The organism is Agrobacterium larrymoorei (genome assembly GCF_037722385.1).
Classification (GTDB): Bacteria; Pseudomonadota; Alphaproteobacteria; order Rhizobiales; family Rhizobiaceae; genus Agrobacterium; species Agrobacterium larrymoorei_C.
In genome coordinates, this window is the sequence record NZ_JBBKAQ010000006.1 from 290,198 (window position 1) to 311,081 (window position 20,884).

The 20,884-nt window shown below is 58.1% G+C and carries 18 protein-coding genes; 11 read left to right on the forward strand and 7 right to left on the reverse strand.

Translation table 11 applies throughout. The features are described 5' to 3' along the window. Positions 1 to 28: 28 nt before the first annotated feature. The 4 genes from WKI41_RS11050 to WKI41_RS11065 form a co-directional block, all read right to left on the reverse strand. Positions 29 to 976, reverse strand: coding sequence for an ABC transporter permease (locus tag WKI41_RS11050; protein WP_340193530.1), 948 nt, complete (start codon positions 974 to 976; stop codon positions 29 to 31). Then, on the reverse strand, positions 973 to 1,914 hold the full coding sequence (locus WKI41_RS11055) for an ABC transporter permease (protein WP_340193532.1): 942 nt from the start codon (positions 1,912 to 1,914) through the stop codon (positions 973 to 975). The genes WKI41_RS11050 and WKI41_RS11055 overlap by 4 nt, the downstream gene beginning before the upstream one ends. After that, entirely contained in the window at positions 1,911 to 3,374 is a 1,464-nt protein-coding gene (locus WKI41_RS11060) for an ATP-binding cassette domain-containing protein (RefSeq protein WP_340193534.1), read from the reverse strand. The genes WKI41_RS11055 and WKI41_RS11060 overlap by 4 nt, the downstream gene beginning before the upstream one ends. Positions 3,375 to 3,464: 90 nt before the next feature. Beyond that, on the reverse strand, positions 3,465 to 4,478 hold the full coding sequence (locus WKI41_RS11065; RefSeq protein ID WP_340193535.1) for an ABC transporter substrate-binding protein: 1,014 nt from the start codon (positions 4,476 to 4,478) through the stop codon (positions 3,465 to 3,467). Positions 4,479 to 4,771: 293 nt separating this feature from the next. Here WKI41_RS11065 and WKI41_RS11070 point away from each other — a divergent pair, with 293 nt between their 5' ends. Then, positions 4,772 to 6,010 (forward strand): GAF domain-containing sensor histidine kinase, encoded by a 1,239-nt coding sequence (locus tag WKI41_RS11070; RefSeq protein WP_340193536.1) that lies wholly within the window; start codon positions 4,772 to 4,774, stop codon positions 6,008 to 6,010. A gap of 1 nt (position 6,011) precedes the next feature. Then, the gene (locus tag WKI41_RS11075) at positions 6,012 to 6,734 is read left to right on the forward strand and encodes a response regulator transcription factor (protein ID WP_296015490.1); all 723 of its coding nucleotides are present in this window, start codon (positions 6,012 to 6,014) and stop codon (positions 6,732 to 6,734) included. Between the two features lie 119 nt (positions 6,735 to 6,853). Here WKI41_RS11075 and WKI41_RS11080 read toward each other — a convergent pair whose 3' ends face one another. The 3 genes from WKI41_RS11080 to WKI41_RS11090 all read right to left on the reverse strand — a co-directional run bounded on the left by WKI41_RS11080 (position 6,854) and on the right by WKI41_RS11090 (position 10,513). After that, positions 6,854 to 7,429 carry a hypothetical protein gene (locus tag WKI41_RS11080; protein ID WP_340193538.1) on the reverse strand — a complete coding sequence of 192 codons (576 nt, stop codon included), beginning with the start codon at positions 7,427 to 7,429 and terminating at the stop codon, positions 6,854 to 6,856. Positions 7,430 to 7,652: 223 nt separating this feature from the next. Beyond that, the gene (locus tag WKI41_RS11085; RefSeq protein WP_340193539.1) at positions 7,653 to 9,089 is read right to left on the reverse strand and encodes an NAD-dependent succinate-semialdehyde dehydrogenase; all 1,437 of its coding nucleotides are present in this window, start codon (positions 9,087 to 9,089) and stop codon (positions 7,653 to 7,655) included. Between the two features lie 236 nt (positions 9,090 to 9,325). Next, positions 9,326 to 10,513: an acyl-CoA dehydrogenase gene (locus WKI41_RS11090; RefSeq protein WP_340193540.1), complete on the reverse strand. Its 1,188-nt coding sequence runs from the start codon at positions 10,511 to 10,513 to the stop codon at positions 9,326 to 9,328. A gap of 97 nt (positions 10,514 to 10,610) precedes the next feature. On the opposite strand from WKI41_RS11090, the gene WKI41_RS11095 reads away from it, so the two are divergent. From WKI41_RS11095 to WKI41_RS11135, 9 genes are all read left to right on the forward strand, one after another. After that, entirely contained in the window at positions 10,611 to 11,525 is a 915-nt protein-coding gene (locus tag WKI41_RS11095) for a LysR family transcriptional regulator (protein ID WP_340193541.1), read from the forward strand. 232 nt (positions 11,526 to 11,757) lie between these two features. After that, positions 11,758 to 12,813: a dipeptidase gene (locus tag WKI41_RS11100; RefSeq protein ID WP_340193542.1), complete on the forward strand. Its 1,056-nt coding sequence runs from the start codon at positions 11,758 to 11,760 to the stop codon at positions 12,811 to 12,813. Between the two features lie 35 nt (positions 12,814 to 12,848). Next, positions 12,849 to 14,489 carry an ABC transporter substrate-binding protein gene (locus WKI41_RS11105; RefSeq protein WP_340193543.1) on the forward strand — a complete coding sequence of 547 codons (1,641 nt, stop codon included), beginning with the start codon at positions 12,849 to 12,851 and terminating at the stop codon, positions 14,487 to 14,489. Between the two features lie 18 nt (positions 14,490 to 14,507). Then, positions 14,508 to 15,575 (forward strand): ABC transporter permease, encoded by a 1,068-nt coding sequence (locus WKI41_RS11110; RefSeq protein ID WP_340193544.1) that lies wholly within the window; start codon positions 14,508 to 14,510, stop codon positions 15,573 to 15,575. Then, on the forward strand, positions 15,572 to 16,498 hold the full coding sequence (locus WKI41_RS11115) for an ABC transporter permease (protein WP_340193545.1): 927 nt from the start codon (positions 15,572 to 15,574) through the stop codon (positions 16,496 to 16,498). The genes WKI41_RS11110 and WKI41_RS11115 overlap by 4 nt, the downstream gene beginning before the upstream one ends. Then, positions 16,495 to 17,343 carry an ABC transporter ATP-binding protein gene (locus WKI41_RS11120; RefSeq protein WP_340193546.1) on the forward strand — a complete coding sequence of 283 codons (849 nt, stop codon included), beginning with the start codon at positions 16,495 to 16,497 and terminating at the stop codon, positions 17,341 to 17,343. Before WKI41_RS11115 ends, WKI41_RS11120 begins: the two co-directional genes overlap by 4 nt. After that, positions 17,340 to 18,089, forward strand: a complete 750-nt coding sequence (locus WKI41_RS11125) for an ABC transporter ATP-binding protein (RefSeq protein WP_340193547.1) — start codon at positions 17,340 to 17,342, stop codon at positions 18,087 to 18,089. The genes WKI41_RS11120 and WKI41_RS11125 overlap by 4 nt, the downstream gene beginning before the upstream one ends. A gap of 87 nt (positions 18,090 to 18,176) precedes the next feature. Beyond that, the gene (locus WKI41_RS11130; RefSeq protein WP_340193548.1) at positions 18,177 to 19,076 is read left to right on the forward strand and encodes a LysR family transcriptional regulator; all 900 of its coding nucleotides are present in this window, start codon (positions 18,177 to 18,179) and stop codon (positions 19,074 to 19,076) included. Positions 19,077 to 19,207: 131 nt separating this feature from the next. After that, positions 19,208 to 20,743, forward strand: a complete 1,536-nt coding sequence (locus WKI41_RS11135; RefSeq protein WP_340193549.1) for an ABC transporter substrate-binding protein — start codon at positions 19,208 to 19,210, stop codon at positions 20,741 to 20,743. Positions 20,744 to 20,884: the final 141 nt, after the last annotated feature.

Below are 20,884 nucleotides of genomic sequence, written 5' to 3' on the forward strand. Positions count from 1 at the left end.
TCAATCGGCTTGAGAGTGGTGAGTTGATTCAGCGAGTAGCCTTCGGGCCGCTCGCCAGGAAAATCACGGAAATGATAATCAGGCCAGTGAGGATAAGGCGGGCACCTGCTCCAAAGCCATAGGTGTTCAGCATCGAAACGACCAGGAACATGAAGAGCGACGCCCCCCAGATGCCGGGCACGTTGGAATCGCCGCCCGCAACCGCCGTACCACCAATGACGACGACGGCGATCGACATCAGCAGATATTCCGACCCCATGTTGAGCGCAGCACCGCCCGAGAAGCTTGCCAGAAGATAGCCGGCGATGGCTGCGAGAACCGAGCAGAAGACGTAGGTGATAAAGCGTGTGCCATCGACGGGGATGCCGGTCATGCGGGCTGCAAAGGTGCTCTGGCCGATCGCCGAAATCCAGCGTCCGTAAAAGGAGCGGTCAAGCAGCACCCAGGCAATCACCGAGAGTAAAAGGGCGACGAGCGCGACATTCGGTATGCCGAAAGTGCTGGAGATGGCGAAGTTCGCCAGCATCTCCGGCGGCTTGATGCGAAGTCCGCGATTGGACCAGATGGCGATCGACTGGACGATAAAGCTCATTGACAGTGTCGCGATGATCGGAGGGATGCGCAACAGCTTGATCAGCGTGTAATTGCCGATACCGATGGCGATGCCGATCAGGATGGCAACGATCAGCCCGGGCAGGATGAGACCGTCGGAGACATCCATGAATTTCAGCGCCAGCGTGCCGGACAGCGTCATCGTGGCCGGAACGCAGAGATCGATATTGCCTGGCCCAAGCGTGATGACAAACATCTGGCCGATGCCGACGATGACCGAAAACGCGGCGAATGTCAGTGCCGCATGGGAAAGACCGAAGGAGCTTGCGCCGCCGGTGAACATCACGGTGATGATCCAGACGGCCACCGTCGCGGCAAAGGACCAAATCCACGGCTTTTTGGTGAAGGCAGCGAGGCGGCTCATTGGTTTTTCTCCCGCTTTTCAAGACGGTTGAGCAGAATGCGCAAGGCAAGCACGATGATGAGGATCGCGCCCTGCGCACCGATCTGCCAGTCCGGCGAGATGCGCATGAAAGACAGGAAAGAACCTGCAAGCGTCAGCGTCAAGGCACCGATGACCGCGCCGATCGGAGACACACGCCCGCCGACAAACTCACCGCCGCCCAGGATGACGCCGGCAATCGACAGAAGAGTATAGCGTAAGGCAATATTGGCATCGGCTGACGTCGTCAGGCCAACGAGTGCGATGCCTGACAGTATAGCAAAGAAACCGGCCAGCGCAAAGGTCGCAGCACGAATGCCGACGACCGACCAACCGGACCGCTCGACCGAGCGCAGATTGCCGCCAACGCCGCGCATCAGAACGCCAAAGGAAGAGCGCATGACGATGTAATGAGCGACAAACGCGATAACGATGCTGGCAATGATGGCGATCGGTACCAAAGGCGGCTTTGCCGTCATCAGGGCGCGGATAAAGGCGGGTGCCTGTCCGCCGGGCGAGGGTAGGATCAGCACGGCAAGACCGCCCCATACGAAGCTCATGCCGAGTGTCACCACGATGGAGGGCAGGGCGCGCAAGTGAATGACGGCGCCAAGCACCGCATAGACGGCGATGGCTGCTGCAAAAATACCGATGCCGACGACCGGGGACTCCTGCAGAAACGTCGCGGTCACGCAGGCACAGAAACTAACGAAGGTACCCATCGATAGGTCGAGGTCGTTGACCGACATGATCAGCATCTGCGCGATGGTCGCAAGCGCGATTGGGACTGCCAGATTGAAAAGCAGATTCATGCCCGTGTAGCTCATCGCCCGCGGCTGCATGTAGAAGACGGCAGCGAGCAGGAAGGCAAGCGATGCGGCGGGAATGATCAGGCGAAGCGTGTTGGCCGAGATCTTCATGCATGCGCCTCCCCGGAAAAGGATGCAGCCAGCACATTCTGTTCGGTAATGTTCTCGCCAACAAGCTCGGCCTGGATGGCGCCGTCGCGGAAAACGTAAACGCGGTCGCACAGGCGAATTTCGTCCATTTCCGTCGAGTACCAGATGAAGGTCCGACCGTGTGCCGCTTCCGTCCTCAATATGTCGTAGACCTCCTGCTTAGTGCCGATATCGACGCCGCGCATCGGGTCGTCCATCAGTACGGTGCTGGCCGTTGTCGCCAGTGCACGGGCAAAGAGCACCTTCTGTTGGTTGCCACCAGATAGGGATAGGATCTTGTTGCCCATATCGGGCGTGCGGATTTCGATCCGCTTCTTCCACTCAGTGCCGAGTTCGGTCTCGCGTGATCTGTCGACCATTCCAGCAGATGAAATATCCCGAAGCGATGCTATGGAGAGGTTTTTTAGAATGCTCCAGAGCGAGAAGGTGCCGTTGAGGCTTCGGTCTCCCGCAACGAAGGCAAGGTCCGCCTTGCGGCTGGGCAGCCAGCTGTTGTTCTTTGCCAGATACAGATCGAGCAGCGCTTCTGTCTGTCCGTGGCCGCCGAGACCGGCAAGGCCTATGATCTCGCCGCGATAAGCCTCAAAGGTAATCTCCGAACCGCGACGCGGCGCCATGGAGAGGACCTTCTCGCTGGAGCGAAGACGGGTGATCTTCTGTTTGTCCTGATCCTTGACGACACTGCCCATGGCTTCGACCAGCGTGCGGGTCGTAAAGTCGCTGGCCGCCCGATTGGCAACGACGCGGCCATCCTTCATCACGACGATGCGGGTGGCGGTCGAGAGGATTTCGCCGAGAATATGGGAGATCAATAGTACAGAGCCGCCGTCGCCCACGAAACGGCGCACATAGGCCATGAGCCGTTCGGCAAGACCCGCGTCGAGCGAAGAGGTGGGTTCATCGAGAATGACGAGCCGCGGCGCGTCCGGCGTTCGGCAGAAGTTGATCGCAATTTCCACCATCTGGCGTTCGGCAATCGTGAGGTCTGAAATCGTCGCTTCGCAGTCGATGCCGTTGCCGGGAAAGATCTCATCGATGGTCTGGCGTATCGCGGCAAGCGCACGGCCGCGCCAGTTGCGTCCGCTCATCCCGGGATGCATGATCCGTACATTCTCACTGATCGTCAGGTTGGGGCAGAGCGACAGTTCCTGGAATACGCAGCGCACCCCACCGGCGCGTGCTGCCGAAATGCCTAAGCGTCCTGGCGCACCGCCATAGGCAATCGTCCCCTCATGCGGCGTCAATCCACCATTGATGACATTGACGATGGTGGATTTGCCTGCGCCATTATGGCCGACAAGACCAAGACATTCGCCTGCGCGAATGATGAGATCGGCGCCGTCCAACGCCTTGACGGCGCCGAAGACGACTTTGACGTCGCGTACGGCGACGACTTCTTGCCTCTCGATGATGTCATTCATGAGCAACGCCAATGGTCTGAGATAGTCGATAAAATGGATGCCCGCTGCGGCGACAAGTAAGCCGCAGCGGATAGGAGGTGATGCCTGGCCTTACTTGCCCGCAATTACCTTCTGCGCATCAGCCTGGGAGTAATCCACATTGGCAACGCCACCCTTCTGGGTGTTCTTCAGGTTCTCTTCGAGATTGTCCTGATCGATCCGGAGGAAGGGAACGGTGAGGTCCTTCTTCACCTCCTTGCCGTCGAGAATCTGCTGCGCCACCCAGAAGGCGAGCGTCGAGACACCGGGCGCAATCGAGACCGACATGGTCTTGTAACCGCTGGCGTCCTTCTGTTGCTTCCACCATTGCAACTCATCTTCACGGTTGCCCATGATGATGGTCGGTGTCGGGCGCTTGGCAGCCGCAAAGGCCTGGGCCGCGCCATAACCGTCTCCGCCCTGGGTAACGACAGCCGCAATGTTCGGAAGGCTCGGCAGAATGCCGGCGACAGCGCGCTGCGCAACGTCCTGTGCCCAATCGCCATTGACGGAGCCAACGATCTTGAACTGCGGGTTCTTGGCAACGCCGGCTGCAATGCCGGCATGGATTTCGTCATCGACAGACACGCCGGCGAGACCGCGGATTTCAAGAAGGTTGCCACCCTTCGGCATGGCCTTAGCCAGATAGTCGATCTGACTTTCACCCATGGCCTTGAAGTCGACGGCGATGCGCCATGCACAAGGCTCGGTCACTGTGCCGTCGAAAGACACGACGATGATACCTGCATCGCAGGCTTCCTTGATCGCGCCGTTCAGCGCCGTGGGAGAAGCAGCATTGATGACGATGGCGTCATAGCCCTGCAGAATGAGGTTCTGGATCTGTGCGGCCTGTTCCGTTGCCTGATTTTCGGCAGTCGTAAAGGCGTCCGCGGCTGCAACCTGCTTGTCGGCGACCGCCTGCTTGGTGATCTTGTCCCAGCTCGTCAGCATCGCCTGACGCCAGGAGTTGCCGGCATAGTTATTGGAAAGCGCGATTTTCTTCGCCGAGGTATCGGCATGAGCGGTGATCGGCATCGCGGCGCATAGGACAGCCGCCGACGCGAGAAGCATCTTTCTAAAAGCCATTGATTTTCCTCCCTGTGGCTTGCTCTTTTGGAGCCTGGAATATGTTTCGCCGCAAACCTTCCCCACGGCGCAAACGCAATTCCGTTGCACTGGAGCTCCTTTCCCCAGTAAGAGCTAAAATGACCAAGAAGGGCCGGCTTGTATAGGCGCATCACGGCAATCTTCGTGCGGATTTACGCATAAAGCTTGCGGGTTCCCGCAAGACGGAAAGCCTCGCGGGGCGCAGAATGCCGAGCGGGCTCGTCCTATACGTCGCCGCCCGTTATGGGAGATGCTTGGGAGGGCATCGGTACATGCTGGATACACCGAGCAGCACGCTGTTTCACCACTATATGGGCATATCGCGTCTGCTCGCCGGGCAGCTCGAATTCAACGCCATCATTCAGGCGGTAGCGACCGAGATCAGTCATATCATCCCGCACGACCATATGGATGTCTGCATCAAGCAGCTCGATGACAAATACCACATTGCCTATGAAAGTGGCCTCGCCAGTGCCTGGAGCCGCCAGCCGCCGGCGCTTCTGACTGGCAGCCCAATACGGTCGGTCCTGTCGGGAGAGGTCGATTATCTCTTAAGCGGTGATGCCTGCGCCGATCCACGCTTTCATTTCGACGGCGCGTTCTCCAGTCCGATCCACGACCTCGATTTGCATAGTCGTCTGCACGTGCCGATGAAAGTGCATGGCGACATCATCGGAGCACTCAGCTGCTCCTGCCATCAGTCCAACGCCTATGCGATGGATGATGTGGCCAATGCGCGCGCCGTTGCCGATCTTTTGGCGCCGTATTTCTACGCGATCCGCGCGGCGGAGCAAGCCAAGCGCTCGGCCATCGAAGAAGCGCAGGCCAATGCCCGCGAAGAGGGTTTGCGTCTGGGCGCGCTGCAGCTGACCGAAGCTCTGGAGGCCGAGCGTCAGCGCATCGGCATGGATTTACACGATCAGACGCTCGCAGATCTGACGCGGCTTGTCCGTCGTATCGAGCGCATGAGCCGCGCGACCGAGGTGTCGGGCGAAATGCTGGAGCCGGTCATGCGAAGCCTGCAACAATGCATGCAGGACCTGCGCGGCATCATCGAGGAAGCCAAGCCTTCCATTCTGCAGCTTTTCGGTCTGGTGCAGGCGATCGAGACCTATCTCGACCGGTCTGTGAGAGACAGCGGTTTGGCGATCGACTGGTCTGTCGCCGACACCACGAATGGCCTTGTCGATACCCTCGATAACTCGGTGGCCGTCTCATTGCTGCGCATCGTTCAGGAGGCGGTCAACAATGCCATTCGCCACGCACAGCCGACGAAGATCGAGGTCGAGCTTTCGCAGGCCCATGACGCCCTGCGTGTCACCGTATCTGATGATGGTTGCGGCTGCCCCGCAGATATCAGCTCAGGTGGCGGGCTCGGGATTGGCAACATGAAAACCCGTGCGCGACTGATTTCTGCGGATTTTCATCTCGGCTCTCACCTGGAGGGGACTGGCACCTGCATCACCCTGACGTTGCCGATAGGGACCAGCGAAAGGCCGGAGGAGGCATAAGATGGATGTTTTGATCATCGAGGACGACGTTCTGCATCGCGCCTATCTCAACGAGGCGGTGAGGGCGGCTTTGCCGGAATGCGGTACGGTGCTGGAAGCGGAAAATGGCCGTGCAGGTGAGAAGCTGGCGCGAGAAAATCGCGCTGCCCATATCGTCATGGACCTGCAGATGAATGAGCGAAACGGAATTGAAGCAGCCCGCACCATCTGGAAAGAGAGACCGGATACCCGCATCCTCTTCTGGTCCAATTATTCGGATGAGGCCTATGTTCGCGGCGTCTCGCGCATCGTGCCCGAAGGGGCGGCTTATGGCTACGTGCTGAAATCCGCCTCCGATGACCGCTTGCGGCTGGCGCTGCGCAGCATCTTCATCGAGGCCCAATGCGTGATCGACCGCGAAGTCCGCGGCTTGCAGGAAAAGAGCCTTGGCAAGGCGCATGGTTTTTCTGACACGGAATATGAAATTCTGATCGATATGGCGCTGGGGCTGACCGACAAGGCCATTGCAAAGCGCCGGAATCTCTCGCTGCGCAGTGTCCAGAACCGCTTGCAGAGCCTTTATGAGAAGCTGAACGTGCATCAGTCGACGGGTGAGGACGATGCCGAAGGCCGATATAATTTACGCACACGGGCGATCACCATCGCGTATCTGCGCAAGCTTTTGAATTACAGCGCGTTGGAGAGAGCGGAACGCGAGTTGGCCGAGTGGCATGGGGGGAAATGACAAAGGCCCGGCTAGTTTGCCCCACTTCTTCAGATAAGGAATATTCTGCTATGGCGGAATTGGTCGTTAAACTCCGAGCACTACGGCCGATCTTCTCAGCGCTGTTTAGCTTTCTAATGCTAAATGCCGCGTGTTGAACTGGCATCTTCCAGCGCCGCCGCTCCAGTTTCTAATCTCAATTTTTTCACTTCTCCCATGATATCCAGGTCGACATTCTTATCGGAGACCCTGAAATTCCACGGTGGTTCAACACAGGTTGACCAGAGCTTTTCGCCGGTCTTTCTCCAGACCCCGAACTCCAACTCCGCAGACATGAGAACGTAGTCCTCATGCCGTGTCCAGCGCAAGAAGCCGTAATCGGTGCGATCCTCGAAGATCCTTTCTCGTTTATGGATGTTATAGCCCAAGAGACGCTCTCCCGCTCCGATGAATAGAATCGAGGTCTCCGGAACGACGAGGAAGCCGGGATGGAATGTTCCACTGGCATCCTCATATTTCTGAGTAATGACGATCTCAGGTAACCTGTGCGGATTGCCTCCATCGCATAACACCCCCAAGAACAGATCGCGTCCTTCTAGCGCATTCGGCTCAATTTGATCCACGAAGGCGGCACTTTTCACATAGCTGTCGTAAATTGGCGGAAGGCTTCCGTCTTCGATCAACAACGTCCAGGTTCCGACCGCAACCGAATGCAACTAGCGCCTCCTGTAGATGACTGTTCTGCGCCTTAATCGACGAGGTGGCAAAAAATTGAACAATTGCTTCCTTCGCGCGATGGTTCAAGAAAATATTTGCAATGAGAAAAGCGCCTTCAATGTCGCCACTGTAGGCGCTTCAGCATCATTGTTGGTTCCACCCTCAAGTCTCGGTAGGTGGTTGGAGTTTGAATCAGGTCTGCCGGTTTTCGATCAGTAAGGATCAGTTCATCTGGCTGACGAAGCGGGTTTCGAGATAGGCCTCGACCGCTTCCGAACCACCTTCCGTGCCGTAGCCGGAATCCTTGACGCCGCCGAAGGGCACTTCCGGAATGGCGAGACCATTGTGGTTGATTGTCAGCATGCCGGCTTCGACGCGCTGGCCGAGAGCATGAGCCGTCGTCACCGAACCGGTAAACGCGTAGGACGCCAGGCCGAAGGGCAGGCGGTTTGCCTCTTCGATCGCATCTTCCATCGTGGAGAAGCGGTTGACGATCGCCACCGGACCAAAGGGCTCTTCGTTCATGATCTTTGCGCTTGTCGGAACATCCGTCAGAACGGTTGGCTCGAAGAAGTTGCCCTTGTTGCCGATACGCTTGCCACCAGTCTTCAGCGTGGCACCATGCGAGACGGCGTCATGGATCAGGTCCTCCATCGCGGGGATACGGCGCTCATTGGCCAATGGTCCCATGCCGGTGTCGGCATCGAGACCATTGCCGACCTTCAAGCCCTCGGCATATTTGACGATGCCGTCGATGAACTTGTCGGCAATGCTATCCTGAATGAGGAAGCGTGTGGGTGCAACGCAGACCTGTCCCGCGTTACGGAACTTGGCTGCAGCCGAGACTTCGACCGCCTTTTCAAGATCGGCATCCTCGAACACCAGCACGGGTGCGTGGCCGCCGAGTTCCATCGTGGCGCGCTTCATGTGCTTGCCCGCGAGTGCCGCAAGATGCTTGCCGACGGGAGTGGAGCCGGTGAACGAGATCTTGCGGATGACCGGATGCGGAATGAGATATTCCGAAATCTCGGCCGGAACGCCATAGACGAGGTTGACGACGCCAGCTGGAACGCCCGCATCGGCAAACGCGCGAATAAGTTCTGCCGGCGAGGCTGGTGTCTCTTCCGGTGCCTTGACGATGATCGAACAGCCGGTTGCGACCGCTGCCGAAAGCTTGCGCACCACCTGGTTGATCGGGAAATTCCAAGGCGTGAAAGCCGCGACCGGGCCCACGGGGAATTTGATCGCCAGGTTGGAGACGCCGCCGAAACGAGCCGGGATAACTAGGCCATATGTCCGACGCGCCTCTTCGGCGAACCAGTCGATGGTGTCGGCAGCATTATTGATTTCGCCTTTGGACTGAGCGATCGGCTTGCCCTGTTCGCGGGTCATCAGCCAAGCGATGTAGTCAATGCGCTCGCGCAGAAGATCGGCAGCCTTGCGCATGATTTTCGAACGCTCGAAGGCGGAGGTGTCGCGCCAAACCTTGAAGCCCTTATCAGCTGCGGAAAGTGCCAGATCAAGGTCTTCCTTCTCCGCATGCGCGATGGAGCCGATGATTTCATCGGTTGCTGGGTCGGAAACGGCGATTGTTTTGCCCGAGAGCGCGTCGCGCCACTCGCCATTGATGAAGAGTTTAACGTCGGGATAGCTGTGCATGTGAGGACCTTCGCGATTTTTTCCGGCCGGCAGGGCGCCGGTGCTATTCGTCAATCAGCAAATCGATTGCCGCATGAAGCGGAACGGGATGTCCTCGGCGAAACCAAGGACGGCGGTGAGCCCCTTATATTATTTCGCTGGTCGCCGGTTTCAACCGCTAAGGTCTAAAAGTATGACTTATTTTGCAATGCAAAAGACCCGGCACAACGGCCGGGTCTTGAGGATAATGGCCATGCTTAGAAGAACGCCTGAAGTCCCGTCTGCGCTCGGCCGAGGATCAGCGCATGAACATCATGCGTGCCCTCGTAGGTGTTGACCGTTTCCAGGTTCTGCGCGTGGCGCATGACATGATACTCGATCTGAATTCCGTTGCCGCCGTGCATGTCTCGTGCTTGGCGCGCGATGTCGAGCGCCTTACCGCAATTGTTGCGCTTTATGATGGAGATCATTTCCGGCGCCATGCGATGCTCGTCGAAGAGACGACCGACGCGTAGCGATGCCTGGAGACCAAGCGCGATTTCCGTCTGCATGTCGGCAAGCTTCTTTTGATAAAGCTGCATGCCAGCCAGCGGCTTGCCGAACTGCTTGCGGTCAAGCCCGTATTGTAGTGCGCGGAACCAGCAGTCTTCCGCGGCGCCCATCACGCCCCAGGAAATGCCGTAACGCGCCCGGTTCAAGCAGCCAAACGGACCCTTAAGCCCAGAGACGTGGGGCAGCAGCGCATCTTCGCCCACTTCCACACCATCCATGACGATTTCGCCGGTGATGGAAGCGCGCAGCGACAGTTTGCCGCCGATCTTCGGTGCCGATAGGCCTTTCATGCCCTTTTCCAGCACGAAGCCGCGGATCTCATTGTCATGCGCTTCCGACTTTGCCCAGACGACGAAGACATCGGCGATCGGTGCGTTGGAAATCCACATCTTCGAGCCGCGCAGACGATAACCGCCGTCGATCTTCTCAGCACGCGTCTTCATGCCGCCAGGATCGGAACCGGCATCTGGTTCGGTCAAGCCGAAGCAGCCGATGAGTTCGCCTGAAACCAGACCCGGCAGGTACTTGTCCTTCTGCTCTTCCGATCCGTAGGCAAAGATCGGGTAGATGACGAGCGACGACTGAACGCTCATCATCGAGCGATAACCGCTGTCGATACGCTCCACTTCACGCGCAACAAGACCGTAGGCGACGTAGCTTGCATCGGCTGCGCCGTATTTTTCCGGTAGCGTCACGCCGAGCAGACCGGCCTGCCCCATCAGGCGGAAAAGTTCCGGCTCCGACGTTTCGGACAGATAGGCTTCCTGAACGCGTGGAAGAAGTTCGGCCTTGGCGAAAGCGGCGGCGGAGTCACGGATCATCCGCTCGTCGTCGTTCAGTTGATCCTCAAGCAGAAAAGGGTCCTGCCAGTTGAATGATGCACGTTCGCTCACGGTGAAGTCTCCACTTTTGTTGAAGCGATTATTGGCAATCGATCGTCGCGGGGCAAGCTATGTTTACTCATCCAGCTATTACCGATAGGAATGCGCCATGACCTCACTCAGCCGCAAACTCCTGCCCTCCACCAGTGCGCTCGCCGCCTTTGATTCCGTGGCGCGGCTTGGCAGTTTCTCACTGGCGGCAGACGAGCTTTCCCTGACCCAAGGGGCGATAAGCAGGCAGGTCATGTCGCTGGAAGAGCAGCTTGGGGTCCGACTTTTCGAGCGAGGCGCGCGGGGCGTATCGCTGACGCGAGAGGGCGAAACCTATGCCAAAGCTATTGGTATTGCGCTTGGCGATATTCGCTCAGCTTCACTTCAGGTCATGACCAAAACGCATGCCAACACGCTCAATCTCGCCATGCTGCCCACCTTCGGCACGCGATGGCTGTTGCCGCGCATCCCAAAATTCGTTGCGGCCCATCCGGAAATCACGCTGAACTTCGCCACGCGCATCGGCCAGTTCGATTTCGAAAAGGACGGGCTGGATATGGCCATTCATATCGGCCAGCCGGATTGGCCAGCGGCGGAAAGCGTTTTCCTGATGGACGAAATGGTCGCGCCTGTCTGCAGCCCGTCTTTCCTTGGCAGTCATCCGATCGCTAAAGCTGACGACATCGCCGGTCTTCCGTTGCTGCACATGGCATCAAGGCCAGGCGCGTGGGATCACTGGTTCAAGAGCGTGGGTATCGTCGCGCATCAAGCGCCCGCCATGCGCTTCGAACAGTTTTCCAGTGTCGCCCAAGCCTGCATTGCAGGTCTCGGCGTCGCCCTGATGCCGCTGTTCTTGATAGAAAACGAGCTCAAGTCTGGGCAACTTGTCCAGGCTGTCGATCAATCGGTCAAAAGCCCCAGTTCCTATTATGCCGTCGCTCCGCTGTCGCGCATCAACCACATCCCGGTCGTATTCTTCCGGCGCTGGCTGCTCAGCGAAAGTGAAACGTTTCGCGCGCAGGCCTCTGGCTAATTCTCGCTCTGTTTGTAGAGTTTCCCCAGCAAGCTGATGCTTGTGGCGAGAATTTCATCCTGCATCAATTTTAAGCTTGCGAAGACCCGAAATATGGTCCTAGATCGCGTGCGACGAGGAATGGTTGAATTGCGGCACGACGAACTACATCCTTTTCTCGCTTCATCCCATCTATCGATAAGCCTCTGGTTTGAAACGATAAAGTTCTGCGTCACTCCTGGAATAACTTGAAATGCAACTGGTTTTCGACGGTCATAATGATGTGTTGCTGCGTCTGTGGCACAATGGAAAAAAAGGCGGGGACCCTGTTGCGGAATTCGTCGACGGAACGTCGCAAGGCCATATCGATGCACCGCGTGCCAGGACTGGCGGCCTCGCTGGTGGTTTCTGTGCCGTCTACATCCCCTCTGGCGATTTGATTCTACAGGAGCCGGACGAAAACGGCCATTACGTGACACCGCTCGCCGCACCTCTTCAGCGGCAGCCCTCTCTCGATGTAGCCATGGAAAAGATGGCGATTGCCTATCGTGTGGAGCGCGCGGGCGGGTGGAAGATTTGCCGCTCTACAGCCGATATCCGCAAGGCGATGGACGAGAACATCTTTGCCGCCGTTCTTCACATGGAAGGCTGTGAAGCGATCGATGAAGATCTCGATGCGCTGGACATCTTCTACGCTGCCGGTCTTCGCTCGCTTGGCCCTGTCTGGAGCCGCCATAACGCCTTCGGCCATGGCGTTCCTTTCGCTTTTCCCATGTCGCCGGACACCGCGCCTGGCCTCACCGCTGCCGGTTTTGAACTCGTCAAGCGCTGCAACCAACTCGGCATTCTGATCGACCTTGCCCACATTACCGAAAAAGGTTTCTGGGATGTGGCAAAGACCAGCGATCAGCCGCTGATCGCAAGCCATTCCAACGCGCATGCTTTGACGGGTGTCGCCCGCAACCTGACTGACGTTCAGATGGATGCCATCAAGGAGCGAAATGGTCTCGTCGGCTTGAATTACGCTGTGACGATGCTGCGTGCCGATGCGCGCGACGACGCAAACACGCCGCTGTCCGACATGGTGCGCCACATCGACTACATGGTCGAGCGCATGGGCATCGATTGCGTCGCTCTCGGTTCCGACTTCGACGGCGCAACCGTGCCAGCAGAAATCGCCGACGCCGCTGGCAATCAGAATCTGGTTGCCGCTCTCAAAGCTGCTGGCTACTCTGAAGTAGAGCTTGCTAAAATTTGCCGGGAAAACTGGCTGCGTGTTCTGGCTCAAGCTTGGCATGAGCCGACCTGATCAAGAGTGATACCAAACCTATAAAGGGGAGAACAATGACGAAGTCGCTCAATAAAATGGCCCGTATTCTGGCAACCAGCGCCGCATTGTCGCTGATTGCGCTATCCGCGCCACAGGCCTTTGCCGCTACACCTGCCGATACGCTGGTCGAAGGTTTCGCTATCGATGACATCATCACGCTCGATCCGGGTGAGGCGTTCGAGCTGTCGGCCGCAGAAGTCACCGGCAACACCTATTCCAAGCTGGTCTCGATCGATCTCAACGACACGTCCAAGGTTGTCGGCGATCTGGCCGAAAGCTGGACGACGTCGGATGACGGTCTGACCTATACTTTCAAGCTGAAGCCCGGCCTTAAATTCGCTTCCGGCAATCCCGTTACGGCGGACGATGTGGCGTTCTCCTTCGAGCGTGCCATCAAGCTCGACAAGTCGCCTGCCTTCCTGCTGACGCAGTTCGGCCTGAAGGGCGACAACGTCACGGAGAAGGCCAAGGCGACAGCACCCGATACCTTCACGCTGACCGTCGACAAGCCCTATGCGCCAAGCTTCGTCCTGAATGTTCTGACTGCAACGGTTGCCTCGGTTGTCGACAAGAAGCTCGTGATGGAAAAGGCAAAGGCCGTCACGCCGACAGCCGACTACAAATACGATACCGACTTCGGCAATGAATTCCTGAAGACCGGCTATGCTGGCTCCGGCCCGTACAAGATCCTCGGCTGGAAAGCCAATGAAGCCGTCATCATGGAGGCCAACCCCAATTACTATGGCGAGAAGCCGAAGCTGAAGCGCGTCGTCTATCGCCACATGAAGGAAAGCTCAGGCCAGCGTCTGGCACTTGAAAACGGCGATATCGACGTGGCTCGTAACCTGGAGCCGGGCGACATGGAGGCCGTTTCCAAGAAGGAAGGTCTCTCCATCACCTCCGCGCCCAAGGGCACTGTCTATTACTTCAGCCTCAACCAGAAGAACGAGAACCTGAAGAAGCCGGAAGTCGTCGAAGCTTTCAAATATCTCGTCGATTATGACGCGATTGGCGCGACGCTGATCAAGGGCATCGGCGAAATTCACCAGACCTTCCTGCCGAAGGGCCAGTTGGGTGCGCTGAATGACAATCCTTACAAGCTCGACGTGGCGAAGGCCAAGGAACTGCTGGCCAAGGCTGGCCTGAAGGACGGCTTCACCGTCACCATGGATGTGCGCAACACCCAGCCCGTGACCGGCATTGCGGAAAGCGTGCAGCAGACGCTGGCCCAAGCCGGCATCAAGCTTGAAATCATTCCGGGCGACGGCAAGCAGACGCTGACCAAGTATCGCGCCCGCACGCACGATATCTATATCGGCCAGTGGGGCTCGGACTATTTCGACCCGAACTCCAATGCTGAAACCTTCACGATCAACTACGACAACTCCGACGAAGGCAAGAACAAGACGCTTGCGTGGCGCAATGCCTGGGACGTTCCGGAACTGACGAAGGAAACGCAATCTGCGTTGCTGGAGAAGGATAGCGCCAAGCGCGCCAAGATCTATGAGGATCTGCAGAAGAAGGTTCTGGAAACCGGACCCTTCGTCATCATCTTCCAGCAGACGGAAGTGGCGGGGTACTCCAACAAGCTTAAGGGCCTCAAACTCGGCCCGAGCTTCGACACCAACTATGTCTTCAACATCGGCAAGGAATGATCCGGCAGGATCGGTCCATTGAGTATCGTTGAAACTTCCGCAAGGGCGAGGCACGGCAAACGCCGTCCCAACAGGCGCCTCATGGCCGTTCTTGGCTTCATCGTTACCGTCGTCACCACCTTTTTGGGGCTGCTGGCGGTAACCTTCTTCATCGGTCGCGTCATTCCCATCGATCCGGCGTTGGCGATCGTCGGCGATCGCGCGCCTGCGCACGTGGTGGAACGCGTTCGAGAAGAACTGGGTCTGAACCTGCCGCTTTGGCAGCAGTTTTTCATCTATCTGAAACAGGCTCTCACGGGCAATTTCGGCACGTCGGTGCTCACAACCAATCCGGTGATGGACGACATCAAGCGCGTCTTCCCGGCAACCATCGAGCTTGCAACGCTTGGTACATTGATCGGTGCCATCTTCGGCGTTCCGCTTGGCGTGCTGGCGGCGGTCAAGCGCGGCAGCATCATCGACCAGATCGTGCGCGTCATCGGCCTCATTGGCTATTCGGTGCCGATCTTCTGGCTTGGCCTTCTGGCGCTTCTCTTGTTCTACGCCAAGCTGAACTGGGTCGCCTATCCGGGCCGTATTGATATCGTCTACGAGTTTACCTTTACGCCCACGACCGGATTCTATCTGTTCGACGCCTTGTGGCAGGGCCAGTGGGATGTGTTCTGGGATCTCTTCCGCCACATCATCCTGCCCGCCGGACTGCTCGGATATTTTTCGCTTGCCTATATCAGCCGCATGACGCGCTCTTTCATGCTGAACGAACTGGCGCAAGAATATGTCGTTGCAGCACGCGCCAAGGGCTTATCGGAAACGCGCATTATCTGGTTCCACGCATTGCGCAACGCCGCAGTACCGCTGCTGACCGTGATAGTGCTCTCCTATGCCGGCCTGCTGGAAGGCTCGGTTCTGACAGAGACGATCTTCTCCTGGCCAGGGCTGGGCCTCTACATCACTAACTCCCTGCAGAATGCGGATATGAATGCCGTTCTCGGCGGCACCATCGTGATTGGCGCTGTCTTCATCGGCATCAATCTTCTGTCCGACCTGCTCTACCGGACGCTCGATCCAAGGACGCGCAGCCGATGACGGATGCTCTACTGAAACCCTATAGCCGCGAATGGCTTCTGTCCGACCGCCCGACCTCGCGAAAGCAGGCCCGGCTTGGACGTGCCTACGTCATCTGGCGACGCTTTTCCGAAAACCGACTTGCGCTTGCCGGTCTCGGCATCATTCTGGCGCTCGTGCTCGTCGCAATCTTCGCCGATGTGTTAGCACCGCACTCCGCAGTGCAGGGCGATCTGCGCAATGCTCGCCTGCTGCCTCCGGGTACCGATGGCTATTGGCTGGGTACGGACGATCAAGGTCGAGACATTCTGTCCCGCCTGATCTACGGTTCGCGTTTGACGCTTTTCGTCGTTGTGCTTGTCGCCATCATCGCCGCCCCGATCGGGCTCATCGTCGGCACCGTGGCAGGCTATGCCGGTGGATGGATCGATGCGGTGCTGATGCGCATCACCGATATCTTTCTTGCCTTCCCCAAGCTCGTTCTCGCGCTTGCGCTTGTGGCAGCCTTGGGACCCGGCATCGAGAATGCGGTGCTTGCTATCGCCATCACCTCATGGCCGCCTTATGCCCGTATCGCGCGCGCCGAGACCATGACGTTTCGCAATTCCGATTTCATCGCGGCAGTGAAGCTGATGGGCGCGTCTCCGTGGCGTATCGTGCTCAAACACGTCATCCCATTGTGTTTCTCTTCTCTCATCGTGCGCGTGACGCTCGATATGGCCGGTATCATTCTGACCGCCGCCGGTTTGGGCTTCCTCGGTCTCGGCGCCCAGCCACCGCTTCCTGAATGGGGTGCGATGATTGCGTCTGGCCGCCGATTTATCCTCGACCAATGGTGGGTCGCCGCCATGCCGGGCGCTGCCATTCTCATCGTCAGCCTTGGCTTCAACCTGCTGGGTGACGGTCTTCGCGATGCGCTCGATCCGAAGGAGGCCGGCCAGTGACCACATCTGCGACGACACCTCTTCTAACCGTCGATAATCTGCGCGTCAGTTTTCCAACCAGAACCGGCCTCGTCGAGGCCGTGCGAGGCGTGTCCTTCACCCTTGGCAAGGAACGTCTTGGCATCGTCGGCGAGTCCGGCTCCGGCAAATCGCAGACCGGTCGTGCCATCATGGGCCTGACACCGAGCCACGCGAAGATCGAGGCGGATGCACTTCGCTTCGGCGATATCGATCTTCTGAAAGCACCCGCAAAGCAGCGCCGCGCCATTCGCGGCAAGCGGATCGCGATGATCCTTCAGGATCCGAAATATTCGCTGAACCCGGTCATGACCATCGGTCGCCAGATTGTCGAGACGCTGAAGACGCATGAGCGGATTGGATTTTCCGAAGCCAAGAAGCGCGCGCTCGATATGCTCGAGGCGGTGCAGATTCGTGATCCCGAACGTGTCTTCGGTCTCTATCCGCATGAAGTATCCGGCGGCATGGGACAGCGTGTGATGATCGCCATGATGCTGGTATGCGGTCCGGAACTCCTGATCGCCGACGAGCCGACATCGGCGCTCGATGTGACGGTGCAGCTGGAAGTGCTCGATATTCTAGACAAGCTAGTGCGTGAGCGTGGCATGGGCCTGATTTTCGTCTCGCACGATCTGCGGCTTGTCTCTTCCTTCTGCGATCGCGTGCTGGTCATGTATGCAGGCCGTGTGGTGGAAGAGCTTCCATCCGCCAATCTGCAGAACGCCAAACACCCCTACACGCAGGGGCTTCTCAACTGTCTGCCGAAGATCGGCGAGCACCGGCATCCGCTGCCGGTTCTTCAACGCCAAGTGGAGTGGCGTCTATGACGGTCGTACTGTCTGCCAAGGATATGGTCGTGGACTTCGACGGCTATTTGGCGCTGGATCGCGTCAGCATCGAGGTCGCCAAGGGCGAATCCTTCGGTCTCGTGGGCGAATCCGGTTCCGGAAAGTCTACACTCTTGCGCGCGATCGCCGGTCTCAACCACTTTGATGAAGGCACCCTCATGGTCGACGGCCGGACATACAGCAAAAAGTCGCGCGACAAGACCTTCTACCGCAATGTCCAGATGGTTTTCCAGGATCCCTATGGTTCGCTGCATCCGCGCCAGACTGTGGATTCTATTCTGCTGGAGCCATTGGTAATTCACGGGATGGATAACAAGGAAGCGCGCATCACCCGCGCATTGGACGAGGTAGGGCTCGGCACCGGTTTCCGCTTTCGCTATTCGCACCAGCTTTCGGGCGGCCAGCGCCAGCGTATCGCGATTGCCCGCGCTCTGATCCTGGAGCCGAAAATCCTGCTGCTTGATGAGCCGACATCGGCGCTCGACGCGTCGATCCAGGCGGAAATCCTCAATCTGCTCGAACAGGCGCGCAAGGACAGGGACCTTACCTTCGTCATGGTCAGCCACGATCTCGGGGTGATCAGTCATATGTGCGACCGACTGGCGGTGATGAAAAGCGGCAAGATCGTCGAGTCGATGGATGTGCATCAGCTGGAAACGAGAGAGTTTTCCGCTGATTACACACGGCAGCTGATGGTGGCGAGCGAAGGTTTCCGGCGCGATTGAGTTCGTCATGATCCTGGCCTAAGACCTGATCGTGCTGGATGGTCGATCAGGTCCAGCCCTGACGCAACGGCTTGGACAGGAAACGCCATGCATTTACGCGCTCTGATGTATTTCGATGAGCTGGTTCGAAGCCGTTCCATGCGCGCAGCCGCCGAAAAGCTGAATGTCGCGCCGACGGCGATCAGCCGCCAGATCGAAAATCTCGAAGAGCATTTCGGCACGCCCTTGGTGGAACGGTCCAGCCGCGGGGTGACGCTGACTGCGGCTGGCGAGCTTCTGGCAGCGCGTGCGGGCAAGACGCTGCGCGAACTCACGCTCGTCCATCAATTGATCGATGATCTCAAAGGCCTGGAACGCGGAGAGGTGACGGTCTTTGCCAATGGCGCGGCCCTCAATCTTCTGGCGCCCGTACTGTCACGCTTCACCCTCCGATATCCAAAGATCCACTTTCACGTGGAAATCACCAGCGCAAATCAAGCCGTGGAGGCTCTGCAGACGGCTGAGGCCGATGTCGCCTTGATGCTGTTTGCTCCGCAGCCCTCGCAGGTGAATGTCCTCGTCAGCAAGGATATCGCCTACGACGTTATTGTTGCTGCCGATCATCCGCTGGCCGGAGCAAAGATTGCTTCGCTTGAGGAACTAACGGGCTTGGCGCTGGCGCTGCCGGCAAAATCCTTTGCCGCCCGACAGGCGATAGACGAGATGTTTTCAAAGGCCGGGATCGAGATCGATCCGGTCTTTACTGTCAGTTCACTGGAACTGCTGCGCGAACTGGTGTTGGACAAGGCGGCCATCACGCTGTTGCCCGCGCTTTCGGTCTCACGCGAGATCCGGATAGGCCAAATGGTGGCCGTGCCGCTTTCTGGTTCGAACGCCGTAAGCACTGCGATCCAGCTTTGCACCGCGCCTGATCGAGAATTGTCTTTTGCGGCTTCAAGCTTCGTTGCCTTTATGGAGGAGACCATGCGGAACGGCGACGCGAAATAGCGACTTGATTCATCCCCTTCCTTTCGTGTAGCGATTAGCGCAACGCGGTGAACACATAAATTGATCACCGGGGGAACATTGTCGCAGGCGGGCGGTTCTGCTCCGCAGATGCTGCATCGTGAGGGGACGTCATGACACTTGGTTCGGTCTTCAACTGTTTTCGCCTTTGCCGTCGGGTCTTGCTGGGTGCAGCATTGGGGGCAGGGCTTGCCGTCGCCGTTGGCGTCTCTCCGGCCTATACGGCGCAAAAGACCAGCATCGTGCTTGGCATGGGGATCGAGCCGCAGGGGCTGGATCCGACGATCGCGGCACCCGTCGCTATTGGTCAGGTCACGTGGCAGAACATATTCGAAGGCCTCACGACCATCGACAAGGACGGCAAGGTGCAGCCGCAACTGGCAGAAAGCTGGACGATTTCCGAGGACGGAAAGCTCTACTCGTTTCACCTTCAGCAAGGTGTGACGTTCCATGACGGCGAGGCGTTCGATTCCTCTGTCGCCAAGGCATCGCTTGATCGCGCCCGCGGCGAGGCATCGGTCAACCCGCAGAAGCGGTTCTTCGCCGCGATCGACACGATCGAGACACCGGATGCGAACACGCTGATCCTGAAGCTGAAACAGCCGGCGGGGAGCCTGCTTTATTGGCTGGGCTGGCCCGCCTCGGTCATGGTCGGTACAAATTCCGCGGAAAACAACAAGACGACGCCTGTCGGAACGGGCCCATTCAAATTCGTCAGTTGGGCCAAGGGCGATAAGGTCGAACTGGCGCGCAACCCCGAATACTGGAACAAGGATGCGGATGTGGCGCTCGAAAAGGCGACCTTCCGGTTCATCCCGGATGCGCAGGCGCAGGCGGCAGCCCTCAAATCCGGCGATATCGATGCCTTCCCGGAATTCGGCGCGCCAGAGTTGATGGGCTCGTTCGAAGGCGATGCCCGTCTCGGCATCGTCATCGGCAACACCGAACTCAAGGTCGTTGCCGGAATGAACAATGTCCGCAAGCCTTTCGACGACAAGCGTGTGCGCCAAACTCTGATGATGGCCGTAGATCGCAACATGGTTATCGAAGGCGCATGGTCCGGCTTCGGCACGGCGATCGGCAGCCACTACACGCCGAACGATCGCGGCTACGTCGATATGACCGGCGCGATGCCCTACAATGTCGAGAAGGCTAAGGCGCTGCTTGCGGAAGCCGGCTATCCGAACGGTTTCAGCTTCACCATGAAAGCGCCGCAGATGGCTTATGCGCAGCGAAGCGCGCAGATACTGCAGGCGATGTTTGCCGAGATCGGCGTGACCATGACGATCGAAACTACCGAGTTTCCGGCAAAATGGGTCTCCGATGTCCTGAAGGGTGGCAATTATGACATGACCATCGTTGCTCACGCGGAGCCGATGGATATCGATATCTATGCGCGCGATCCCTATTACTTCAACTACAAGAACCCGACATTCAACGAGATCATTCGCAATATCGAACTGACGTCCGATACCGACGTGCAGGACGGTCTTTACGGCGATGCACAGAAGATCTTGGCGGAAGATGTGCCGGCGCTGTTTCTCTTCGTTATGCCCAAACTTGGCGTCTGGGATAAGAAGCTGCGGGGCCTTTGGCAAAACGAGCCGATCCCGTCCAACGTGCTGACGGATGTTCGCTGGGAAGACTGACCGGCATGGAGCAAGGCTCACTCATACCCCTCTCCATCAGTCCGCACACCTCGGCCTCAAGGTTGCAGATCGGCGAATGGCGTGGGCTTGACCTCTCTTGCGCGTCCAACTTGGGCGAGAGGGTTATCACAGGTCAATCTC

Bases quoted from the DNA above. Each gene is read 5' to 3' on its own strand.
- WKI41_RS11075 (WP_296015490.1), top strand. From the start codon at position 6,012: ATGGATGTTTTGATCATCGAGGACGACGTTCTGCATCGCGCCTATCTC.
- WKI41_RS11050 (WP_340193530.1), bottom strand. From the start codon at position 976: ATGAGCCGCCTCGCTGCCTTCACCAAAAAGCCGTGGATTTGGTCCTTT.
- WKI41_RS11065 (WP_340193535.1), bottom strand. From the start codon at position 4,478: ATGGCTTTTAGAAAGATGCTTCTCGCGTCGGCGGCTGTCCTATGCGCC.
- WKI41_RS11095 (WP_340193541.1), top strand. From the start codon at position 10,611: ATGACCTCACTCAGCCGCAAACTCCTGCCCTCCACCAGTGCGCTCGCC.
- WKI41_RS11130 (WP_340193548.1), top strand. From the start codon at position 18,177: ATGCATTTACGCGCTCTGATGTATTTCGATGAGCTGGTTCGAAGCCGT.
- WKI41_RS11070 (WP_340193536.1), top strand. From the start codon at position 4,772: ATGCTGGATACACCGAGCAGCACGCTGTTTCACCACTATATGGGCATA.
- WKI41_RS11105 (WP_340193543.1), top strand. From the start codon at position 12,849: ATGACGAAGTCGCTCAATAAAATGGCCCGTATTCTGGCAACCAGCGCC.
- WKI41_RS11055 (WP_340193532.1), bottom strand. From the start codon at position 1,914: ATGAAGATCTCGGCCAACACGCTTCGCCTGATCATTCCCGCCGCATCG.
- WKI41_RS11100 (WP_340193542.1), top strand. From the start codon at position 11,758: ATGCAACTGGTTTTCGACGGTCATAATGATGTGTTGCTGCGTCTGTGG.
- WKI41_RS11135 (WP_340193549.1), top strand. From the start codon at position 19,208: ATGACACTTGGTTCGGTCTTCAACTGTTTTCGCCTTTGCCGTCGGGTC.
- WKI41_RS11085 (WP_340193539.1), bottom strand. From the start codon at position 9,089: ATGCACAGCTATCCCGACGTTAAACTCTTCATCAATGGCGAGTGGCGC.
- WKI41_RS11115 (WP_340193545.1), top strand. From the start codon at position 15,572: ATGACGGATGCTCTACTGAAACCCTATAGCCGCGAATGGCTTCTGTCC.
- WKI41_RS11060 (WP_340193534.1), bottom strand. From the start codon at position 3,374: ATGAATGACATCATCGAGAGGCAAGAAGTCGTCGCCGTACGCGACGTC.
- WKI41_RS11125 (WP_340193547.1), top strand. From the start codon at position 17,340: ATGACGGTCGTACTGTCTGCCAAGGATATGGTCGTGGACTTCGACGGC.